The 21,371-nt window shown below is 40.8% G+C and carries 17 protein-coding genes and 1 pseudogene; 13 read left to right on the plus strand and 5 right to left on the minus strand.

Annotation, left to right across the window (positions count from 1 at the left end; all coding sequences use genetic code 11):
* Positions 1–329: 329 nt before the first annotated feature.
* The 3 genes from AACU25_RS23925 (at position 330) to AACU25_RS23935 (ending at position 5,068) form a co-directional block, all read left to right on the plus strand.
* Positions 330–725, plus strand: coding sequence for a hypothetical protein (locus tag AACU25_RS23925; protein WP_096579935.1), 396 nt, complete (start codon positions 330–332; stop codon positions 723–725).
* A gap of 321 nt (positions 726–1,046) precedes the next feature.
* The gene (locus tag AACU25_RS23930; RefSeq protein WP_096579937.1) at positions 1,047–4,223 is read left to right on the plus strand and encodes a DEAD/DEAH box helicase; all 3,177 of its coding nucleotides are present in this window, start codon (positions 1,047–1,049) and stop codon (positions 4,221–4,223) included.
* Positions 4,224–4,228: 5 nt separating this feature from the next.
* On the plus strand, positions 4,229–5,068 hold the full coding sequence (locus AACU25_RS23935; RefSeq protein WP_096579939.1) for an SWIM zinc finger family protein: 840 nt from the start codon (positions 4,229–4,231) through the stop codon (positions 5,066–5,068).
* A 140-nt stretch (positions 5,069–5,208) separates the two neighbouring features.
* On the opposite strand, the pseudogene AACU25_RS23940 reads toward AACU25_RS23935, so the two are convergent.
* A pseudogene (locus tag AACU25_RS23940) lies at positions 5,209–5,316 on the minus strand (Uma2 family endonuclease); the annotation flags it as partial.
* Between the two features lie 153 nt (positions 5,317–5,469).
* On the opposite strand from AACU25_RS23940, the gene AACU25_RS23945 reads away from it, so the two are divergent.
* Positions 5,470–5,679: a hypothetical protein gene (locus AACU25_RS23945; protein WP_096579941.1), complete on the plus strand. Its 210-nt coding sequence runs from the start codon at positions 5,470–5,472 to the stop codon at positions 5,677–5,679.
* Complete coding sequence (locus tag AACU25_RS23950; RefSeq protein ID WP_096579943.1) at positions 5,676–5,942, plus strand: type II toxin-antitoxin system RelE family toxin; 267 nt, start codon at positions 5,676–5,678, stop codon at positions 5,940–5,942. The genes AACU25_RS23945 and AACU25_RS23950 overlap by 4 nt, the downstream gene beginning before the upstream one ends.
* An 85-nt stretch (positions 5,943–6,027) precedes the next feature.
* Here the strand turns inward: AACU25_RS23950 and ftsH are convergent, their stop codons facing one another.
* Positions 6,028–7,965, minus strand: coding sequence for an ATP-dependent zinc metalloprotease FtsH (gene ftsH / locus AACU25_RS23955; protein ID WP_096579945.1), 1,938 nt, complete (start codon positions 7,963–7,965; stop codon positions 6,028–6,030).
* Positions 7,966–8,309: 344 nt separating this feature from the next.
* Here ftsH and AACU25_RS23960 point away from each other — a divergent pair, with 344 nt between their 5' ends.
* The 4 genes from AACU25_RS23960 (at position 8,310) to AACU25_RS23975 (ending at position 12,508) form a co-directional block, all read left to right on the plus strand.
* Positions 8,310–8,504: a hypothetical protein gene (locus AACU25_RS23960; protein WP_096579947.1), complete on the plus strand. Its 195-nt coding sequence runs from the start codon at positions 8,310–8,312 to the stop codon at positions 8,502–8,504.
* 311 nt (positions 8,505–8,815) lie between these two features.
* Positions 8,816–9,961, plus strand: a complete 1,146-nt coding sequence (locus tag AACU25_RS23965; protein ID WP_096579950.1) for an AI-2E family transporter — start codon at positions 8,816–8,818, stop codon at positions 9,959–9,961.
* A gap of 304 nt (positions 9,962–10,265) precedes the next feature.
* Complete coding sequence (locus AACU25_RS23970) at positions 10,266–10,967, plus strand: histidine phosphatase family protein (protein WP_199347529.1); 702 nt, start codon at positions 10,266–10,268, stop codon at positions 10,965–10,967.
* 371 nt (positions 10,968–11,338) lie between these two features.
* A complete protein-coding gene (locus tag AACU25_RS23975) occupies positions 11,339–12,508 on the plus strand; it encodes a homocysteine biosynthesis protein (protein WP_096579952.1) in 1,170 nt (389 codons plus the stop codon).
* Between the two features lie 165 nt (positions 12,509–12,673).
* Here the strand turns inward: AACU25_RS23975 and AACU25_RS23980 are convergent, their stop codons facing one another.
* Positions 12,674–13,696 carry a hypothetical protein gene (locus AACU25_RS23980; protein WP_096579953.1) on the minus strand — a complete coding sequence of 341 codons (1,023 nt, stop codon included), beginning with the start codon at positions 13,694–13,696 and terminating at the stop codon, positions 12,674–12,676.
* Between the two features lie 374 nt (positions 13,697–14,070).
* On the opposite strand from AACU25_RS23980, the gene AACU25_RS23985 reads away from it, so the two are divergent.
* The 4 genes from AACU25_RS23985 to AACU25_RS24000 all read left to right on the plus strand — a co-directional run bounded on the left by AACU25_RS23985 (position 14,071) and on the right by AACU25_RS24000 (position 19,901).
* Complete coding sequence (locus AACU25_RS23985; protein ID WP_096579955.1) at positions 14,071–14,949, plus strand: tetratricopeptide repeat protein; 879 nt, start codon at positions 14,071–14,073, stop codon at positions 14,947–14,949.
* 376 nt (positions 14,950–15,325) lie between these two features.
* Positions 15,326–16,288, plus strand: a complete 963-nt coding sequence (gene phnD / locus AACU25_RS23990) for a phosphate/phosphite/phosphonate ABC transporter substrate-binding protein (protein ID WP_096579957.1) — start codon at positions 15,326–15,328, stop codon at positions 16,286–16,288.
* Between the two features lie 14 nt (positions 16,289–16,302).
* Positions 16,303–18,516, plus strand: coding sequence for an ATP-binding protein (locus tag AACU25_RS23995; RefSeq protein ID WP_096579959.1), 2,214 nt, complete (start codon positions 16,303–16,305; stop codon positions 18,514–18,516).
* Complete coding sequence (locus tag AACU25_RS24000) at positions 18,513–19,901, plus strand: hybrid sensor histidine kinase/response regulator (RefSeq protein ID WP_096579961.1); 1,389 nt, start codon at positions 18,513–18,515, stop codon at positions 19,899–19,901. Before AACU25_RS23995 ends, AACU25_RS24000 begins: the two co-directional genes overlap by 4 nt.
* A gap of 7 nt (positions 19,902–19,908) precedes the next feature.
* Here the strand turns inward: AACU25_RS24000 and AACU25_RS24005 are convergent, their stop codons facing one another.
* Positions 19,909–20,100, minus strand: coding sequence for a hypothetical protein (locus AACU25_RS24005; RefSeq protein ID WP_190446063.1), 192 nt, complete (start codon positions 20,098–20,100; stop codon positions 19,909–19,911).
* Positions 20,101–20,249: 149 nt separating this feature from the next.
* Positions 20,250–20,867 carry a TMEM165/GDT1 family protein gene (locus AACU25_RS24010; protein ID WP_096579963.1) on the minus strand — a complete coding sequence of 206 codons (618 nt, stop codon included), beginning with the start codon at positions 20,865–20,867 and terminating at the stop codon, positions 20,250–20,252.
* Positions 20,868–21,371 lie beyond the last annotated feature (504 nt).

The following is a 21,371-nucleotide window of genomic DNA, read 5'->3' on the forward strand; positions in this document are numbered from 1 at the left end:
GAAACACAGAAAGCTTAAGTTAAGAGTATTCGTAGATTGGGTTCCTAATACCATTTTCAGAAAAGAATGCGACAAATGGGTAGGGGCACGGCACCAGTAAGATATTTGATATGCCAAAAGATTGCGGATGCCGTGCCCTTACAAAGAATTTATCTGTTGCAAACATTATTTGACTTGGTATAATCTACGCAATATTGCTTAGTGATTAAATACAGAGAAATCACGGACATAAATAAAAATTTTTGTTAAAAAATTGCTATTTTTGCTGAACCAGAATCTAACTCAATTGAGGCAAACTAGCTATAGAAAACTCTTAAAGGAGTAAATTTATGACTCTAAAGAAACGTACATCCCGAATTCTAGAAAAAGCTGAGTTTAGAGTTGCCGGATTGAAAGCGATTGATCCAAACATATCATTTGATGATAGTTACAACTTACAAAATCTGACTCAACTAATACAGCAGTTTCATAATATGCTTGATGAATATAATGCTGCTATTGCTGTCATTGACTCTTCTAGAAGCAAGCTTGACAATATGGAAAAAACCTTAAACAACATTTCCGATAAAATGCTGGTTGGGGTTGGTTTTAAATATGGCAAAGACAGCAATGAATATGCACTTGCAGGTGGCGTTAAACTAAGCGAACGTGTTCGCAAAAGCAGATTAACCCGCTTGAAAAATAGTGCAGAGAAAACAGCAGATGATAATGTAGTAACTGCCTAGCACCGCTGTGCAGAAGTCAGACTTCCAATTAAAACAATACTCACTGGGGTAGGGGCACGGCACCGATCATTGGTGTTAACTTAACGTGAAACCCGCTTAGTTGCAAGGTTTTGCCCTCACCCCCAGCCCCTCTCCCACCAGGAGAGGGGAGTAAGAGATTCAATTCCCCTTCTCCCTGAGGGAGAAGGGGTTAGGGGATGAGGGCGCGAGATATTTGTACAACGCCCGATAATCAAATCAGATTTTTATAATTTATCACCGTACTTTGATAGAGTAATTTTAACCAGCTAGAATTACTAGATAATCCAGAGCATCACAACTATGAAAGTTATTCATGGCACCTGGATACCAAATGCGGCATCTGACTTTATTCAGCCAGGGTCTTTTTATTTGTGGATAGAAACCCCGATAGTCAAAAAAAGTCGTGCTAATCAGCAAAATATTCATCCTGGACATCTAGCAAAAGCTGAATTAATTGCTTTTTTAACGCAAGCTTTAGGGTTGAAAGAACCACCTAATCAATTAATTCAACGCATATCGCCTAAATATTTTGCTCTACCTACTGTTGATAATCAACCATTACCCTCACCAGAATTAATCAAGTATCTGGAAGTGGAAATTCCTGAAGAATATGAGAATTTTCAATATTGGCAGGTGGATTGTTATGAAACGGTCATATCTGCTAAGACAGAAAAAGTAAATAATATTATCAAACTGCTCAAGGATATTCATTTTTTAGCGCTACACAATGCCGATGAAGTGCAACTCGGTTCGGATTTGTTGTTTTGGTATCACTACACCCAAGCTTTTAAGCAAGTAATTCTTAAAGACCAATATATTCCAGCGCTGAAATATCGAGAGTTAGAAGCAGCAAAAACTAAGAAGAAAGGCAAATCTTCAACTGCAAAACCATTTGAAATTTACGCCACCTGGGAAATAATATCTGTTGCTTACGAAGAAAATATTAAAAAGTATATTGATTATATGCCGCTGATTTGTGTGGCAGGTGCGGCAACATCTGGCGATAGTATTGAGTTTTTTGATCAAGAAACATTATTACGTCATTTTTCTGAATATATTCTAACAAATATAGTTACCCATACAGCCTCTACAGCCGCTTTTGATAAACAAATTGCAGATTCGCTAGTTGAATATTCTTTTTACCCCCATCGACATAACCCCTTAAAAACAAATCAAGCTTTTGCAGAATATCAGCAATGGTTAGCATGGAAAACTAAAATTAACCGGACTCAAGCTGATGCTGCTTTTCATCTTTGCTTCCAGTTGCATTCTCCTACTGCTGAAGCAATAGATAATTGGCAAATGCAATTTTTAGTAGCCAGTAAACAAGACCCTTCCCTAAAGCTGGATTTGTCCGATTACTGGACTATGAATAAAACAACTAAAACGGGGGTACATAAACAATATGGGAAAGATTTTGAAACGCATTTGCTGCTGAATTTAGGTTATGCAGCGAGGATGTATCCTAAATTATGGCAGGGATTGGAAACCGATCAACCAAGGGGAATGCAACTCACTTTAGAAGAAGCATTTGCTTTCCTCCAAGAAAGTGCTTGGGTGTTAGAAGATGCTGGTTTTAAAGTAATTGTACCTGCTTGGTATACTCCCGCAGGTCGCCGTCGTGCCAAAATTCGCCTCAAAGCTTCCGGTAAAAAATTAGCACCAACAAAAGGTGAAACCAAAAGCTATTTTGGTTTAAATTCTCTAGTACAGTATGAATATGAATTGGCAATTGGTGAGCAAGTTGTCACACCCCAAGAATGGGAACAATTAATTAATGCTAAGGCTCCTTTGGTGCATTTTCGCGGTCAATGGATGGAATTAGACCGAGATAAAATGCAACAGTTGCTAGAATTTTGGCAATCTCATGGTGATGAACAGCCAGAGATGAATTTGCTGGAATTTCTGCAACGTAGCGCGGAAGCTGGGGACGAGTGGGAAATTGAACATGATGAAGTTTTAGCGGACATGATGGCGAAGCTGCAAGATAAAAGTCAGCTAGAACCAATTTCTGAACAATTAAATTTGCAAGGGAATTTGCGCGAGTACCAAAAGCGTGGTGTTTCTTGGTTGCAATATTTAGAAAGATTGGGATTAAATGGCTGTCTTGCAGACGATATGGGTTTAGGTAAATCCGTGCAGGTAATAGCTAGGCTGGTACAGGAGAAGGAAGGACAAGGGAGTGATTTACCGCCTACATTATTAATCGCGCCTACTTCCGTTGTCGGGAATTGGCAAAAAGAAATTGCCAAATTTGCGCCACATTTAAAAAGTATGGTGCATCATGGAGGCGATCGCACGCAAAATTCCGCAGACTTCAAAGCCGCTTGTCTTCAGCATGATGTCGTCATTACTTCCTTTACCTTGGCTCGCAAAGATGAGAAGCTATTCAACAGTGTGGAATGGCAACGTCTGGTTTTAGATGAAGCGCAAAATATCAAAAATCCCAAAGCAGCGCAAACTAAAGCAATTCTCAAACTCTCCGCCAAACATCGACTAGCTTTGACAGGAACTCCGGTAGAAAACCGCTTACTAGATTTATGGTCGATTTTTAATTTTCTCAATCCTGGTTACTTGGGTAAAGAAGCACAATTTCGTAAATCTTTTGAGATTCCCATTCAGAAAGATAATGATCGCGTCAAATCAGTTACCTTAAAAAAACTGGTGGAACCTTTAATTTTACGTCGGGTGAAAACTGATCAATCGATCATCAACGATTTACCCGATAAAGTTGAACAAATCCTCTACACCAACTTAACTAAAGAACAAGCCTCACTTTACGAAGTGGTGGTGAAAGATGTTGAAGAACAATTGCAAAAGGCTGAAGGAATCCAACGCAAAGGATTAATTCTTTCGACTTTAATGAAATTGAAACAGATTTGCAATCATCCAGCCCAATTCTTACAGGATAACAGCGAATTTTCCCCAGAGCGATCGCACAAACTCAGCCGATTATCAGAAATGGTAGAAGAAGCGATTTCTGAAGGCGAAAGTTTACTGATATTTAGCCAATTTACGGAAGCTTGCGAAAACATTGAAAAGCATCTCAAACACAACTTACACTGCAATACTTACTATTTACATGGTGGGACAAACCGCAAACGTCGGGAACAGATGATTAGCGAATTTCAAGAACCCGATACAGAACCATCTGTGTTTATTCTTTCCCTAAAAGCCGGCGGTGTGGGGATTACACTCACTAAAGCAAATCATGTATTCCATTTTGATAGATGGTGGAATCCAGCAGTTGAGAACCAAGCAACAGATAGAGCTTTTAGGATTGGTCAAAAAAAGAATGTTTTTGTGCATAAATTTGTCGCCATTGGCACTCTTGAAGAAAAAATTAACCAAATGATTGAAGATAAGAAAAAACTCTCGGCTGCTGTTGTTGGGAGTGATGAATCTTGGCTCACAGAACTGGATAACGAAGCATTTAAACAACTCATCGCCTTAAATAAAAGCGCAATTTTGGAGTAAATCTCATGTCTAAATTTAGCAGAACTTGGTGGGGCGATCGCTTTATTCAAGCATTAGAACAATTCACCGATGAAGGAAGGCTACAACGCGGACGTTCCTATGCACGTGGTGGTAAAGTTTTAAATTTTGAAGTAGAGAAAAATAAAATTAACGCTCACGTTCAAGGTTCAATTAATCCCTACTTTGGAGTTTATACGGTTCCACTTTATAATATTTCCATTGAAATTACACCAATTGCCAAAAATCGCTGGAGTGAAGCGATTCAAAAGCTTTCTGCAAAAGCAAGTATAGTTTCGCGGTTACTAATTAACGAAGTCCCAGAAAATATAGAAGATACTTTTGCTGACTTGGGATTACATTTATTACCCCACAGCAGCAAAGATTTTAAAACCAAATGTTCTTGTCCAGATTACGCCAATCCTTGCAAGCATATCGCGGGAGTTTATTATTTAGTTGCTTCACAGTTAGATGAAAACCCATTTCTCTTATTTGAACTACGGGGATTATCCAAAACAGAACTACAAGCAAAACTGGCTGAGTCAAATTTAGGTAAAGCGCTATCGGAAGAATTGAATACTAAGGAAATTCCTTTAGAATTATCAACTTCGCTATATACAAAATTAGAAAAGCAAACTATTACACAACAGCCAAGCGTGAGGGAATTTTGGTTAGGAACGAAGCGATTACCCCAAACAATTGAAGTAGGTAGTCAACGCGGGGTATCAGCAATTTTAGTAAAGAAGCAGGGAGATTTTCCAGCTTTTTGGCGCAAGGATAATTCTTTTATTGAAACGATGGAGGAGTTATATCAAAGGGTGAAGACGAAAAATCAAAATATTATCTAAAAATCAAAACTTAACTTTCTAAATTGTAATACCAATTCAAATAATGTTTGCGACAGATAAATTGTTTGTAAGGGCACGGCATCTTCAATCTTTTGTCATATCAAATATCTTACTGGTGCCGTGCCCCTACCCATCTGTCGTTGAGGCAGAGGTTTTTGATAGATGCGACCATGAATATATTCACTAGCTGGCTTAGTTTCTGGGAGTTTGAGAAATTCGCTCAAAGTCAAGACTGGTGATGTTGTCATATGCCAACTGTTTTAGATTACTGTTATTTTATCGAGTTGCGATCGCCTTTGTTATGTCATGAAAGGTATGTGTGAGAATGAAATCAAATTATATTCACAATCTATCCCCAATAGGGATGTTAATATTATTGTAAATCCGATTGAATGAATAATATGACAGAACTTAACTTTGACGAAGAGAGAATTAAGCAACTATTTAAAAGCGCTCTCATTGAAGTAATTCAAGAACAGAAAGAAGTATTTTCTGATTTGTTAGCAGAAATTATTGAAGATATCGCTCTTGAAAAAGCTATTAAAGAAGGTGAGGATACAGAATCAGTCAGCCGAGATGCAATTTTTAAGATTTTGGGAAATAAAGGATGATTGTTGAGTTCCGCAAAAGCTTTGAAAAGGATTTGAGCAAAATTAAAGACGAAACCATATTGCAACGAATACAAAAAGTAATCGAAGAAGTAGAAAATGCTGAAAATATTGGAGAATTAAGTAATATTAAAAAACTCAAAACTGATGGTGATTATTATCGGATTAGAGTTGGAGATTACAGAATAGGATTAAAAATTTCTGATAATATATTTGTTTTTATACGAGCGTTACCAAGAAAAGATATTTACAGGTATTTTCCTTAATTATTAGAAGTTTTTGTACAAGTTAAATAAAAAAAGCGATCGCACTTTTAGGGTGCGATCGCTTTTTTATTTCAATCTGAAATCCTTACACCAAAAGCGTCTGCAGCAAAGGTCTATCTTCCGATATCTTCCCTGTCCGCAACCATTCATTTAATTCTTCTGGTGCGACAGCTTGCTGGAGACGTTCCCGCAAAGATGCACCTTCTAAAATTTCTTGTTGCAACAGTTCTTGTGCAGTATCTTCTAGCAATGTGCGGTTATGTTGCAGAATACTTAAAGCTATGTGGTGAGCATTATCTAAGGTTTGCTTGACTTCGCGGTCAATTTCTTCTGCGACTTGGGGACTAATAGAACGGCGAGGATTTCCATAGCCTTCGATAAATTGCTGTTGAATCTTCTCAAATGCTACAGGGCCTAGTTTATCGCTCATGCCATAAATGGTAATCGCCCGTTCTGCCATATCAGTAGCTTTTTGGATATCGTCAGACGCACCAGTAGAAACCTTACCAAAGACAACTTCTTCAGCCGAACGTCCACCTAATAAAGTTGCAATCCGTCCGCGAATTTCGTCTTCTACCATCAAAAAGCGGTCTTCTTCTGGCATTTGGATTGTATAACCCAAAGCACCGACACCACGAGGTACAACGGAGATTTTTTCAACTCTACCAGCGCCAGGCATTAAAGCACCAACGATCGCATGACCAACTTCGTGATAAGCTACGGTCTTTTTCTCGGTTTCATTCAACACGCGAGAGCGTTTTTCTAAACCAGCCACTAAGCGCTCAATCGCTTCGTTGAAATCTGCCATGATTACAGCTTGGCGATTTTGACGGGCTGCTAATAGTGCGGCTTCGTTCACCAAGTTGGCTAAATCTGCCCCAGCAAACCCTGGTGTGCGGATAGCGATGGTAGCTAAGTTAACATCATCAGCTAATTTAACGTTTCTCGCATGAACTTTCAGAATCGCTTCCCGACCAATTTTATCAGGGCGATCAACTACAATTTGGCGGTCAAAGCGTCCGGGACGACGTAATGCAGGGTCGAGGACTTCAGGACGGTTAGTCGCGGCGATAATAATTACGCCTGTATTAGCATCAAAACCATCCATTTCGGTAAGTAATTGGTTGAGAGTTTGTTCGCGTTCATCATTACCACCCACAAAGCCACCATTACCAGCACGAGATTTACCCAGTGCGTCTAACTCATCGATAAAGACGATACAGGGAGCTTGTTTTTTCGCTTGATCGAATAAATCGCGGACACGTGCAGCACCGACACCAACGAATAATTCGATGAATTCAGAACCAGAAATACTGAAGAAAGGAACCCCAGCTTCACCCGCGATCGCTCTTGCTAATAATGTCTTACCTGTTCCTGGAGGGCCTACCAACAATGCACCTTTAGGAATTTTCGCTCCCAAGCGGGTGTATTTGTCAGCATTCTTCAAGAAATCAACAATTTCTTCTAATTCCACTTTGGCTTCATCGACACCAGCCACATCAGTAAATTTCACACCTGTGCTGCCATCAGATGAAATCCGCGCCTTGCTTTTGCCTACCGTCAGCGCTGCGGGGCCGCCTCCTTGACGATTCATTAAAAAGCCCCAAATACCAAAGAAAATTAACGGTGGAGCTACCCAGCTAATTAAAGTATTTAGCCAACCATTTTGGTCTGGTGTAGGTGCAGCAAACTCAACATTATGCTCACGGAGAATCTTTGGTAAATCGAGATCCAAAGCTACGGGTGTAGTAGTTAATACTTGTTCTGTTGGGTTGCCATCGGGGGTTTGAGCTTTGAGGACATACTCAATGCGATCGCTACCTACCATCGCCCGTTCAACTTTACCAGCTTCTACCTGAACCACAAAGTCACTATAAGGAACCTGTGGCAATCTCGGGCCAAAGAAACTAGGAACAATAAAGTTAAGCAGCAATAATACAGTTAGTAATATCAAGAAGCTGCCACCAAACTGCCGCCATCTCGAAGGTTTCAATTGATTTTTATTATTATTTTCTACAGGCATTTTGATGTACCCTCAATTTAATGTTTTTGGGATTGGGGATTGGGGATTGGGTAATGGGGACTGGGGACTGGGGACTGGGGAACTCGGGGCCCCCTCTGGGGATGGGGTAATGGGGACTGGGTGATTGGGGACAAGGGGACAAGGGGGACAAGGGAGAAATAAATAACAAATCCCAATTACCAATTACCAATTACCAATGCCCAATGCCCAATGCCCCATGCCCAATGCCCCATGACGTAACGTGAATTGCAAAGTTTTGTATCTCTTAGGTTTATTCTAGAAACTAGATGGCGTAGACCAAATTCGTGTATACCCCACAGAAAAATGCGTATTGCCGAACTTCTATGGAAAATAAGCTAGGATTGCTGCTCAAGGTATTTATACTCTCGATTGTGCTGTCTTTCTTCATTAAATATGCAGCGCCAGGTTTGAGAATTCCAGGAACAGATGTAGTGGCCCTGATTATGGTCTTATCACCAGCGACGATAATGGCGATCGCATTATTATGGCGATTCCAACGGATGAAGTCTCAAGTGTGAAGGCTGAAATTACCTCACCCAAAAATGTGCAGGTATGTAACGATTTTTTTCATCCTTTATCCTTGAAACTTAATCCTTCTTGATAGCTGTTCATCGTCTAGGCGGAAGTTGCTAAAATCAGCTAACCTAGCTGCATTAATTGTAGGAATAGGGCATTGGGCATGGGGCATTGGGCATTGGGCATTGGGTAATGGGTGTTTGGTGTTTGTTTTTTCTCCCCTGCTCCCTGCTCCCTGCCCCCTTGCTTTTCCGAGTCCCCAATCCCTAGTCCCCATAAAAAATGCAGCTTGCCAACAGCTGGGAGTCAGCCTGTGAACCTAGGTCAATGGATAGGCTTAATCGCCATAGTTCTTTCGTTATACATCTTGTGGCAAATTAAAGAAGTTTTATTGCTGATGTTTGCCGCAGTTGTATTAGCTTCTACCTTAAATCGTCTAGCGAGATGGTTTCAACGTTGGGGAATCAAACGTGGTTTGTCTGTACTTATTGCAGTAGGTATATTTTTTGCTTTAATAGTCGGCTTTTTCTGGTTGATTGTACCGCCTTTTACAGCGCAGTTTCACGAACTGACTTATCGAGTTCCCCAAGGTTTAGAACGCTTAAATAGTTGGGTGAATGCGATGAAAACTCAAGTTCCCGCTCAACTAGTACCTTATATTCCAGATTTAGACAGTCTGATCCAACAAGCACAGCCTTTTATTAATAAGTTAGTAGGAAACTCTTTCGCTTTTGTCTCTGGTTCATTAGAAGCTCTTCTCAAAATTTTACTTGTGCTGGTTTTAACAGGGATGTTATTAGCCAACCCCCTGGCTTACCGCCGAGTATTTGTGCGTCTTTTCCCCTCATTTTATCGGCGGCGGGTAGATGGCATTTTGAATCAGTGCGAAACTTCCTTAGAAGGATGGGTAATCGGTGCGCTCATTGCTATGGGTGTAGTGGGATTGATGAGCGTTATCGGCTTGTCGGCTTTAAGTGTAAAGGCGGCTTTGGCTTTAGGCGTTTTAGCAGGCTTTTTAAACCTAATTCCCAACCTTGGCCCCACAATGAGTGTAGTTCCGGCAATGGCGATCGCACTTTTAGATGCACCTTGGAAAGCTGTTGCTGTATTGATTCTCTACTTCTTCATTCAACAAGCTGAAAGTAATTTCATTACACCAGTTGTCATGGCTCATCAAGTTTCCTTACTACCAGCCGTGACTTTAATTTCTCAGTTATTTTTTGTGACCTTCTTTGGTTTTTTAGGACTATTTTTAGCTCTACCTCTCACTGTGGTGGCGAAAATTTGGTTACAAGAAGTTTTGATTAAAGATGTTTTGGATGAATGGGGAAATAGCCATCAAAAAGAAGCTGAGTTAGTCATTGTTTCTAACTCGCCAGGGGTAGATGATCCTTGGGAGGCAGATAGCCCAGATAATGTAGAACGGACGACTGATGATGCTTGGCAAGAAAAAGATTAATCTTGCTGGGCATAGGGCATTGGGCATGGGGCATGGGGCATGGCAAAGAAAGATTTTCATGCCCTATTTGTATAATTAATCGGGAATGTCCCAATACTGCTCGGTTAAGGATTTTAAACTCTTAATTTGGTTTGGGAAAAGGTTAAAGGGTAAGGGTTAAAGGTTTTTTCTTGCCGCTTTTCCCCTTCCCCCTTTCCCCTTAACCGACAAGTATTGGGGAATGTCCAGCCTAAAAAGTATACTCAAGGGGGAAAACCACGCAGCTTTTTGCAAAATCTAAAATCTAAAATTGGTTTGCTAAATTATGATGCGTCGCTACATTATTTTTGGTCTTGGTGCTGTGGCACTATGGTTAATACTCAAACCTTTATGGATGCAATCCCATCCACAACCGCAAGCACCACAAGCAGCAGCACCTACACAGCAACCTCAACCTTCTGTAACTAATAAAAAACAAACTTCAACTTTACCAGTTGCAACTAATATTTCTGCTACTTCTCAAGCAAAAATTTGGTCTGTGCTTCAGCAGGAAAGAGGTTATGTAGTGATTATGCGTCATGCCTTAGCCCCAGGAATTGGCGATCCTGTTGAATTTCGCTTGAATGATTGTTCTACACAACGTAACCTATCAGCAGCAGGTAGACAGCAAGCAATAAGAACTGGCAAGGCTTTTAGAACCAATAATATTCAAGTTTCTAGAGTACTATCAAGTCAGTGGTGTCGCTGTTTAGAAACAGCCAAATTGATGAATTTGGGTAAGGTTGAGCCTTTCGCAGCACTCAATTCCTTTTTTAATAATTACAAAACTCAACCACAGCAAACTGCACAACTACGTCAGTTTATTGTCAATAATCGTAACCGCGCTGGTGTAGTTGTGATGGTGACACATGAAGTCAACATTACAGCACTGATCGGTGATAGTTACCCTAAATCTGGTGAATCAGTTGTAGTGCGAGCTAATAAAAATAACAAAATCGAGCTAGTTGGACAAATTAAAGCGTTATAGGAAAATACAGTTCAGTTAAGAAAATTAATTGATAACAAAACCAAAAAACTAGTTACTCAACAAAAAACCGAAGAATAATTTTGGAGGGGGTTTGGGGGACGCAACCGTCACCCAATCGGGGGTTTGGGGGAGAATCCCCCAATTCTTCTGGCTTCTTTAATAAGTGACAAATCAATCCCTAATGAGCTTAACTGAACTATATTGCGTTATAGGATTCAACATTGGGAAAAGGGTAAAGGTTAAAGGTTTTTCTTGCTATTTTTCCCTTAGCCAACAACTGTTGATATAAGATTTCTCCAGCCAAACTGATTTAATCAATTAGGTGGCAGCTTCAAGCCCCATAATCAATATGCTAATTTGCTACATTTAATATGCGAACAATTGCGGAAATTAACGAAAAAATCACTAGTCAACGTGCAGTGGTGTTGACAGTTGAAGAACTGAAAGCCAGAGTTGCAGAAATTGGTGTAGCAAAAGCCGCCAAAGAAGTTGATGTAGTTACCACTGGCACATTTGAGCCAATGGAATCAAGTGGTGCCATTATTAATCTGGGACACACTGACCCGCCAATCAAAATTCGCCGTTGTTGGCTAGATGGTGTACCAGCTTACTCTGGATTTGGTGCGGTAGATTTATACATTGGAGCCAGTTGTCCAGCCGATGCGATCGACGGGGAAGAAATTAAAGAACGTGGCGGTGGTCATGTAATTGAAGATTTAATTGCAGGTAAAGCCGTACAATTACGAGCGCAAGGACAAGTGACCGATTGTTACCCGCGAGCCACATTTGAAACGACGATCATGCGGGAAACGATAAATCAGTTTTATTTATTTAATCCGCGAAATCTCTACCAAAATTTTATTGTGGGAGTTAATGGAGGCGATCGCCCACTTTTTACTTATTTGGGGCCGTTACAGCCACGTTTAGGCAATGCAGTTTACTCTAACCCGGGGGCAATTTCGCCTTTACTTAACGACCCGAATTTAGAAGTTGTTGGCATTGGCACGAGAATTTTTTTAGGTGGCGGTATTGGCTATGTGGCTTGGGAAGGTACTCAACACTTCCCCTTACAAAAACGCTTGGCTAATGATACGCCCATAGGGCCATCTGCGACTTTAGCTTTAATTGGTGATGCCAAGCACATGGATGCGCGTTGGGTGAGGGGATGCTACTTCAAAAGCTATGGCCCTTCATTAATGTTAGGCGTTGGGGTGCCAATTCCCGTGTTATCGGAAAAAGTAGTGGAACATTGCGCCGTGCTAGATAAAGACTTAGTCGCGCCAATTGTAGACTTTTCCATTCCCCGGCGCGTTCGTCCTACATTTGGTTTAGTGAGTTACGCGCAACTCAAGTCTGGGCGCGTCACCATTGAAGGCAAAACTGTGCGTGTAGCACCATTGGCAAGTTTATATTTATCTAGGCAAGTTGCCCTAGAGTTGAAAAATTGGATCGAAGCTGGCACATTTACCCTCACCGAACCAGTATCCCCAGTGCCCATGGAACGGTCTTTCATCCCTCAAGACCGTTGGACAGAGTTTTGAGGCTGGGGATTGGGGAACTTGGGGCCCCCTCTGGGGATAAGGGGTAATGGGGACTGGGGAAGATGAGGGGGATGAGGGAGACAAGGGGAGAACAGCAATTACCAATTACCAATTACCAATTACCAATTACCCAATGCCCCATGCCCCATGCCCCATTCCCCATTCCTATTCCTGAGTCGGTTTTGGCCGTTTAATCGGCTTAGGTGCAGGGGTTTTTGGTACTGGTTTGGATACAGCAGCGGAGTCACCACCGCCTATTTTCTTGACTGGGCGTGGAGTATCGCTACTACCGCGTCTGGGTGTGAATGGTCTTCTGCTACCGCCACCACCGCCACCACCACCACGAGGGCCACCTCTGAATGATGGTCTGCGTTTTTTGGGTAAATCAGCGATCGCTTCAGCATTTTCTATCAGCAGTAAGTCAGCTTCCCGCTTCACTTGAAAGTCCCAGAACTTTCCTACTGCTTTAGTCGTCAGCACACCCGTCAATTTCAATTTAAAATATTTGGGTTTATCGATAGGTTTACGCGGAGCCTGCTTAATTTTGACCACTAAGCTTTTAGCATCAAATGACTGGTAGACGACTTCACCGCGAACGGAAAAACCACCATCTGGAATTTCTGATGAGGGTTTTGGGGTGCTAGTAGTTTCTTCGGCAATTTTGGACGCAGTATCATCAGCAGATTCTGATGATGATTCAGAATCTGGCTCATCTTCATCTGTCAGTTGTTTAGCCAGTTTTTCTGGCTCCCAAACGCCGACAATCTGAAGGTGCAATGCGTCATTTTCTTGTCTGGTGCGCGGATAAACTACCCAAAGATGTTCTTGTTCTAAATCTAAGTGATTCTTAACTAAGCTCATAATCCGTCCTAGGAGAACGGCGTTGAGTTCTACCCCATCTGCAGTTAGCAGAGAACCCTGGGTAAATTGTTCATCACTAGCAAGATAGCGACCGCGAACTAACCCAATGGCGCGGTACTGCAGTGGTTCACTGGGTGGTGGAATCGGTTGTTGGCGATTCGCGAAGTTGCTATTAGCAGCAGTTTCGCTGGGTTCAACGGTCGAGTTGTCAACTTTAGAGGACTGAGCTGCTACTGTAGGAACACTAGCGGCTGCCTCTGGAATAGGGCCCTGGTTAGAGGCAGAAGAGTTGGAAGATTCAGGCGACGGCATCAGGTCGGAATTCATAAAAACTCCTTGCGGCGGAGACACATCCCATTGTGGGATTTTACGAAGGCAGCTGAAAAGAGCGTTTGTGCGGCAGATGAAAGTATATTTACTTTCAACCCAGCCACGCCAGAGCGCCCTATACAATTCTAAAGACGCAAATTTATTTGTACACTAAATGTGTAATTTAGCGTCTTTGCACTAGTTTCGGAAGCATATCATAGCTACAATGCTGACGGCTCCTCCTAAAGTCATCACTTACTTTAGCAAGCGTTGATCGTTATTTGTTATAAAATTCACAGGCAATTAACGGTATTCCGCAAAGTTTTGGAAATTTTTAACTTTGCGTTTTCTGTAAATGATAATGTCATTAATGTTCAAAAGAAGGAAGTCTTGTGTCTCAAACGCGCAGCTGGTTAGTTAAGGTCGTGCTGGCTCTGGCAGTTCTTGCTTTTGTGGGAATTTCAATGGTTCCACTGTTTGCTGCATTTAATCAACAAAATGATAAGCAAACCCCAGCCCAGAACAATGCCAGCGCTGGGAACAATGTGGCTTCAACTGACCAAAAATCAAAACTCCAAGATGAAGCTCGGGGTTATCAGCTGGTTTTACAACGGGAACCAGAAAATCAAACTGCTCTCAAAGGCTTGCTCCAAGCAAGGTTACAACTTTTAACTCTCAAAGAAGGAGACATTCAAGGTGTAATTGAACCTTTAGAAAAGTTAGCCAAGCTGAATCCAGAACAAACTGAATACGCTGTTCTTTTGGCTCAAGCCAAGCAGCAAATTGGCGATAAAGAAGGCGCAGCTCAAGCTTATCGCAGTGTTTTAAGTACAAAACCAGGCGATTTGAAAGCTTTGCAAGGGATGGTGTCTCTGCTATTAAGTCAACAACGTCCTGAAGCTGCTATTGGGTTATTGCAAGATACTTTATCCGCCGCACCCCAAGCTAATAAAATTCAGCCGGGAAGTGTAGATACGGTTGCAGTACAGGTGCTTTTAGGCACTGTCCATGCCTCTCAAAAACGTTATACCCAAGCTATCTCCGCATACGACCAAGCAATTCAAAAAGATACCAAGGATTTTCGTCCGGTTTTGGCTAAGGCAATGTTACTGAAGCAACAAGGCAAAGTTGCTGAAGCTAAACCTTTATTTAATACGGCTTCGGCTTTAGCACCTGCTCAATACAAAGACGAAATTAATAAAGCAGCAGAAGTTGCTCCAGTTCCAGCACCAACTGCATCGTCTACAGCCGCACCAACAAGTAAACCGTAAGGGTTAAGGGTCAAGGGTCAAAAGTCAAAAGTTGCAGAGACGCGATTAATCGCGTCTGTACTCAAAAGGAGCCAGTGCGCCCTTGCGATTCCCCGAATTGTACCGATGAAAGCGTTCCCACGAGGTAGCAACTGGCGTTCAAAAGCAAAATTTTTATCCTGTCGTCCTTTTCCCTTTCCTATTACCTATTACCCATTACCCATTACCCATTACCCATTACCCATTACCCCTTATCCCCATTCCCCTTTCAAGTAATAATACTTAAATTATATGAAATAAAAAATTTTCCAGCCTTGATGTGAGTAGATGTACGGTTTTGGGATTAATAAACGAGTACACCGTTGTTCACAGAACAGGCTTCAAAAGGAAAAAATTTATGTATCAGCAACTTTTTTGTAAAGTTGTGGATAATTTACCTAAGATAAGGGCTACTATCTGGCTTTCAGGATTAGCGATCGCACTATTCGGTACAGCCTGTACTGCAACTCGTGAAAGTTCGTCTGCAATTCAACCCCTGACGGTTCCATCACCTCACAGCCAGCGAACTGAAAACGAACAAGCAGCCATCACAATGGCGGTGATTCCTTGGCAAGTTTCCTCTGAGCAAGAACAGAAACTGCAACCTTTGGCTGACTATTTAGGCAAAACCCTGAAGCGGCCTTTTCACTTTGAAATTACCAAGAACTACGAAACAGCGGTTGAGTTATTAATTCAAGGGAAAGTAGATTTAGCCTACCTGGGGCCAAGTAGCTATATTGCGGCCCGCCTTCGAGATGCTCAAATTGAACCCCTGGTTTCACCAATTAATCAAGATACGAAGCGACCTTGGTACACATCTGTAATTATTGCTAGCAAAACTAGTGGTATTAAAACTTTACAAGATTTACCAGGTAAACGCTTTGCTTTTGTCAGTAAGATATCTGCTTCTGGATATGTTGTCCCAATGGCTAAATTACAAGAATTGGGTATTAATCCTCAACGAGATTTTCACTCAGTTGTTTTCTTGGGTAGCCATCATAAATCTAAGCAAGCTTTAATCAAAGGTGAAGTAGATGCGATCGCAGATGACAAGCGATCGTATACGCAACAAATTAAAGAAGGGAAAATTGATCCCAAAAAATACGCGATTATTTGGGAATCTGTTCCACTGCCTAGCATACCTATTGTTGCTGCTAGTAAAGTCTCTGTTGAACTCAAAGATCATTTGAAAAAGGCTTTGATTGATGCACCTGCAGGTTTAATCGACCCTAGCGGTGCTGTGGGAGTTGGCTATACTCTGGTGCAAGATTCCGATTATGACATTATTAGAGACTTTCAAAAGCGGGTTCCCACTCAATAGAACGACAAAAAATTATGCGAATTACGACCAAGTGTATTGGCTCGTCTTTAATTGTCGGAGGACTGGTTGTTTCTACTCTAGTTGGTGGTGACATCTTCATTAGGGGAGCTGAAACTACAGCCCAAGACACCCAAACCAAAAATGCTCAGGCTTTAACTACTATTTTGCGAATTAATGTTGCCTTAAATAATCAGGTAGCAGCGCTTAAAGATATGATTCTGCTGAGGCGTGATGCGGTAAATCTGCTGAAATACCAAGATGCATTATCGGCATTTATTACTAATTTATCTGAACTAGAAAATTTAAATCCAGGTGTAGCTGCAGAGTTAAATAAAATTCGCGATCGCCATCATCTTTTAGCTGAGGTAGTTACAGAACTCACGAGTCAATCGCAAATCGATAAACCTTTAGAATTAGCTCAATCACAGCAAGATTTTCGCGTAATTAATGCTTTTTCTCGTGATATTGAACTGTATTTAAATGTCTTAACTCAGAAACTTCAACAACAATATGCGCTAGACAAGCAAGAATTTGAGCGTTTCAAACATAATACCCAACTAGCAAGACAAATCATTATCTTGTCTATTTTATTAATTTTTATCGGGCAGTTATTCCTAATTCTCTTACCAGTAATTCGCTCAATTCAACAGCTACAACAGGGAGCAGTAATTCTTGGAAATGGCAATCTAGAATATCGCCTAAAGATTAAGACTCAAGATGAAATTGAAGAATTAGCAGATGCATTTAACCAAATGTCTGCAACTTTAGCTGCATCTTATCGCTCACTGGAATTAAAGAAAGAACTTGCCGATCAAGCAAATCGTGCTAAGAGTGAGTTTTTAGCTAATATGAGCCACGAATTGCGAACTCCGTTGAACGGTATATTAGGTTATGCTCAAATTCTCCAACGAGATATTAGCATCACAACTAAACAACGGGATGGCTTAAGGATTATTCACCAATGTGGCTCACATCTTTTAACATTAATTAACGATATTTTAGATTTATCTAAAATCGAAGCTCAAAAAATGGAACTTTCTTGTCATGATTTCCATTTTCCAGCATTTCTTCAAAGTGTTGTAGAAATTTGCCGCATTCGTGCAGAACAAAAAAGTCTCTCATTTATTTATCAACCTTCTGCCGATTTACCAACAGGTATATCAGCAGATGAAAAAAGGTTACGACAAGTATTAATTAATTTATTGAGTAATGCTATTAAATTCACTGAAACAGGCGGTGTACAGTTCACTGTGACTGTATTAGAAAAATCAACATTAAGTACAAAAATTCGCTGCCAAATTAGTGACACAGGAATTGGCATGAGCCAATCACAAACAGAGAAAATATTTTTACCTTTTGAGCAGGCTGGAGATACTCACAAACAATCTGAAGGTACTGGTTTAGGTTTGGCTATTAGCCAAAAAATTGTCAAATTAATGGGTAGTAAAATTCATGTAAAAAGCGAATTAAATCAAGGTAGTATCTTTTGGATGGATTTGGATTTACAGGAATCATTAGACTGGATGCAATCAGCCAGAATGATAGCCGACGATAAAATTGTGGGCATTGCTAATGGTAAGCGGAAAGTTTTAATTGTCGATGATAAATGGGAAAACCGTTCTGTGATTGTCAATCTGCTCCAAGAAATTGGATTTGAAATTGCAGAAGCAACTAATGGTGAAGAAGCTTTAGAAAAAACTCTTCAATTTTTACCTGATTTAATCATTACAGACTTAGCAATGCCTGTAATGGATGGCTTTGAATTGACACGTCGTCTCCGGAAATTACCTGAGTTTGAAAACTTAACTATTATTGTTTCATCTGCTAGCGTATTTGAATCTGACGAACATAAAAGTATAGGAGTTGGTGCAGATGATTTCCTTCCTAAACCTGTGCAGATCGAAGATTTATTTTTGAAGTTACAGCAGTACTTACAAGTTGAATGGATTTATGAGTCGCTACAGTTAAAAGAAACTGTAGAAGTGATACCTGTGAATCCTCAAATTTCATTCAATGAATTAATTGCAATTCCATCTGAAGAACTTGAGCAGCTTTTTGAATTAGCGATGAGAGGAAATATTAAGGGTATTCGTGAGCAAGCAGAAAAGCTCAAACAATTAGATGAGAAATTTATACCTTTTGCTCAAGAGTTACTGCAACTGGCAAAAAGCTTTCAAATCGACAAAATCAAAGAGTTTATGCAGATATATCGAGGAACACAACAATGAGTTTAGAAATTGTAGAAATAGGGGTAATTTTGATTGTTGATGATAACCCCAATAATTTAGAAGTTTTATCAGAATCCTTGATGGATACAGGCTGGGAAATCTTAGTGGCTGTGAATGGTGAAGGCGCGATCGCTCAAGCTGAATATGCTCACCCTGATATTATTCTCTTAGATGTAATGATGCCAGGTATTGATGGATTTACTACCTGCGATCGCTTAAAATCAAATCCCATAACTGCTGATATTCCCATTATCTTTATGACGGCTCTTTCGGAAACTGTCGATAAAGTTAAAGGCTTAAATTTGGGAGCGGTAGACTATATTACCAAGCCATTCGAGCAACAAGAAGTATTAGCACGTGTGCAAACTCATTTAAAAATTCGTCATCTCACCAAGCAACTGCAAACTCAGAATCAGCAATTGCAACAAGAAGTAGCAGAACGTCTATTAGCAGAAGCGAAATTACAAAGCCTGACTAAAGATTTAGAACAACGGGTAGAAGAGAGAACATCTCAACTTTCTCATGCTTTATCTCATCTTCAGCAAACTCAGGTAAACCTGATACAACGAGAAAAAATGTCTGCTTTAGGTGAATTAGTCGCCGGAATTGCTCATGAAATTAATAATCCTGTCAACTTTATTTTAGGCAATCTTGGTCATGCTTCTGAATATACTCAAAGTTTTATTGAATTATTAAATCTCTATCAAAAATATTATCCCGAACCAGTAGATGAAATAGTCGATAAAATCGATGAAATCGATTTGAATTATTTGATATGCGACTTTCCAGAAATCATTTTATCCATGCATAAAGGCACAAAGCGCATGGCGCAAATGATTCGCGCACTCAGGCATTTTTCTCGCCGCGATGATGCAAGCGCTGAACCGACAAATATTCATGAAGGTATCGACAGTACATTATTAATTTTGCAATATCGTCTCAAAGCTAACCCAGAACGTCCAGCCATTCAAATAATTAAAGATTATGATACTTTACCGCTAGTAGAATGTTTTCCTGGCCCCTTAAACCAAGTTTTTATGAACCTTTTGGCTAATGCTATTGATGCCATTGAGGAATCATTTGTCAAAAGTGATTCTTCATTGGTAGAGTACACAGGAAAAATTACAATTCGTACTAGCGTACTAGAACAGCGCTCAGTAGTAGTGATTCAAATTGCTGACAATGGAATTGGCATGACAGAAGAGGTTAAACAACGTTTAGCTGAACCAATGTTTACCACTAAACCTGTAGGTAAAGGAACCGGATTAGGTTTGTCTATTAGTCGCCAAATTATTGAAGAACAACATCAAGGAGCAATTTCATTTGTGTCTGAACTAGGAAAAGGGACAGAATTTTCCATTGAAATTCCTGTGGTAAAAAATTAGGTATTTGTCATTTGGTAATGGGTAATGGGTAATGGGTAATGGGTAATGGGTAATTGGTAATTGGTAATTGGTAATTGGTAATTGGTAATTGGTAATTGGTAATTGGTAATTGGTAATTGGTAATTGGTGATTGCTGTTTGTGAGAGGGAACGGGAAACAGTGTATTCTTTTGAATTTTGAATTGTTTTGTCTCCCTCATCCCCCTCATCTTCCCCAGTCCCCAGTCCCTTATCCCCATTACCCCTTATCCCCAGAGGGGGCCCCAAGTTCCCCAATCCTGAGGAGTTCTTTAATTTTGAATTTTGAATTTTGAATTTTGAATTGATTTGTCCCCAATCCCTAATCCCCTCACGCTCCTTCAATGGCTGCTACAACACCAAAAATTAAAAATAAGCAGCCGCCAATTAAAGTTATTTGACGTTCTGAGATGCGTCCCGCAATTATTTTGCCACCGATGACTGCGATCGCAGCACAAATGGCGTGTCCTAATACTGCACCTACAGTCACCCCAATGGGATTATTACCTGCTGCTAGGGCAATGGTAGCAATTTGTGTGCGATCGCCCCACTCTGCCATGAATGTTAAGGTAAAGGCTTCGATTAAAATTGCCAGTGGGGTTTTGCGTTTGGGTAGTTGTGAATCTGCTTGCTTTACCGCAGCTTCCGCTTCTTCTACAACTTCCGTATCACAAGCCTTTGACATCTTACTACCTTGATACAGCAGCTTCAGACCAAAGGCAATAAACAAAGCAATTTCGGCATAATGAATATAAATTTTGGGCAACAAAGATATTGTTTGTCCCAGAACTACCGAAAGAATTGTCATTGCAGCTAAAGCAGCTGTCACCCCCAAGAAGACTAAGCGTCGGGGGTGACGCATTGACAAAATTACGGCGATAAAAAATGTTTTATCACCTAACTCGGAAATTGTAATTAGTAATAAACCTGCGGTAAAAGCTGTTAGCACTCTTTCAAGCTCCTGAAAAATCGTTGACTGCGATGGAGCTTGATGAGAACCAAAAGACCTCACCAAGCTCCACCCTTTTGGGTGTGAACTCGGTGAAGGTCTCGCTGCCAAATACTAAATACTTGTCATCTGAACCAGGCTCATCGCCAGTATGTTGACTCAGATGGGCTGGCTTTTCATGCCAGCAGCTACTCCCCTTCTATATCAATCTGAATTGTATATTTGTCTTCGTAAAGAGTCAAGGCAATGTGCGATCGCCTCTTAATGGGGACTAGGAAAAGGCAGGGGGGCAGGGGGCAGGGCATTGGTGTCAACTTAACGTGAAACCCTCTTGGTTGCAAGGTTTCGCCCTCACCCTGTGCCCCTCTCCCACAGGGAGAAGGGAGCAAGAGATTTAGTTCCCCTTCTCCTGCGGGAGAAGGGGTTAGGGGATGAGGGCGCGAGGTATTTGTACAACGCCCGCCCTATATAGCTTTTAGCTTAAGTTGACACAGGTGGGGGCAG

It is taken from the genome of Tolypothrix tenuis PCC 7101, assembly GCF_963874875.1.
GTDB classification, from domain to species: domain Bacteria; phylum Cyanobacteriota; class Cyanobacteriia; order Cyanobacteriales; family Nostocaceae; genus Aulosira; species Aulosira tenue.

Bases quoted from the DNA above. Each gene is read 5' to 3' on its own strand.
- AACU25_RS23925 (WP_096579935.1), top strand. From the start codon at position 330: ATGACTCTAAAGAAACGTACATCCCGAATTCTAGAAAAAGCTGAGTTT.
- AACU25_RS23930 (WP_096579937.1), top strand. From the start codon at position 1,047: ATGAAAGTTATTCATGGCACCTGGATACCAAATGCGGCATCTGACTTT.
- AACU25_RS23935 (WP_096579939.1), top strand. From the start codon at position 4,229: ATGTCTAAATTTAGCAGAACTTGGTGGGGCGATCGCTTTATTCAAGCA.
- AACU25_RS23945 (WP_096579941.1), top strand. From the start codon at position 5,470: ATGACAGAACTTAACTTTGACGAAGAGAGAATTAAGCAACTATTTAAA.
- AACU25_RS23950 (WP_096579943.1), top strand. From the start codon at position 5,676: ATGATTGTTGAGTTCCGCAAAAGCTTTGAAAAGGATTTGAGCAAAATT.
- ftsH (WP_096579945.1), bottom strand. From the start codon at position 7,965: ATGCCTGTAGAAAATAATAATAAAAATCAATTGAAACCTTCGAGATGG.
- AACU25_RS23960 (WP_096579947.1), top strand. From the start codon at position 8,310: ATGGAAAATAAGCTAGGATTGCTGCTCAAGGTATTTATACTCTCGATT.
- AACU25_RS23970 (WP_199347529.1), top strand. From the start codon at position 10,266: ATGATGCGTCGCTACATTATTTTTGGTCTTGGTGCTGTGGCACTATGG.
- AACU25_RS23975 (WP_096579952.1), top strand. From the start codon at position 11,339: ATGCGAACAATTGCGGAAATTAACGAAAAAATCACTAGTCAACGTGCA.
- AACU25_RS23980 (WP_096579953.1), bottom strand. From the start codon at position 13,696: ATGAATTCCGACCTGATGCCGTCGCCTGAATCTTCCAACTCTTCTGCC.
- phnD (WP_096579957.1), top strand. From the start codon at position 15,326: ATGTATCAGCAACTTTTTTGTAAAGTTGTGGATAATTTACCTAAGATA.
- AACU25_RS23995 (WP_096579959.1), top strand. From the start codon at position 16,303: ATGCGAATTACGACCAAGTGTATTGGCTCGTCTTTAATTGTCGGAGGA.
- AACU25_RS24000 (WP_096579961.1), top strand. From the start codon at position 18,513: ATGAGTTTAGAAATTGTAGAAATAGGGGTAATTTTGATTGTTGATGAT.
- AACU25_RS24005 (WP_190446063.1), bottom strand. From the start codon at position 20,100: ATGAGGGAGACAAAACAATTCAAAATTCAAAAGAATACACTGTTTCCC.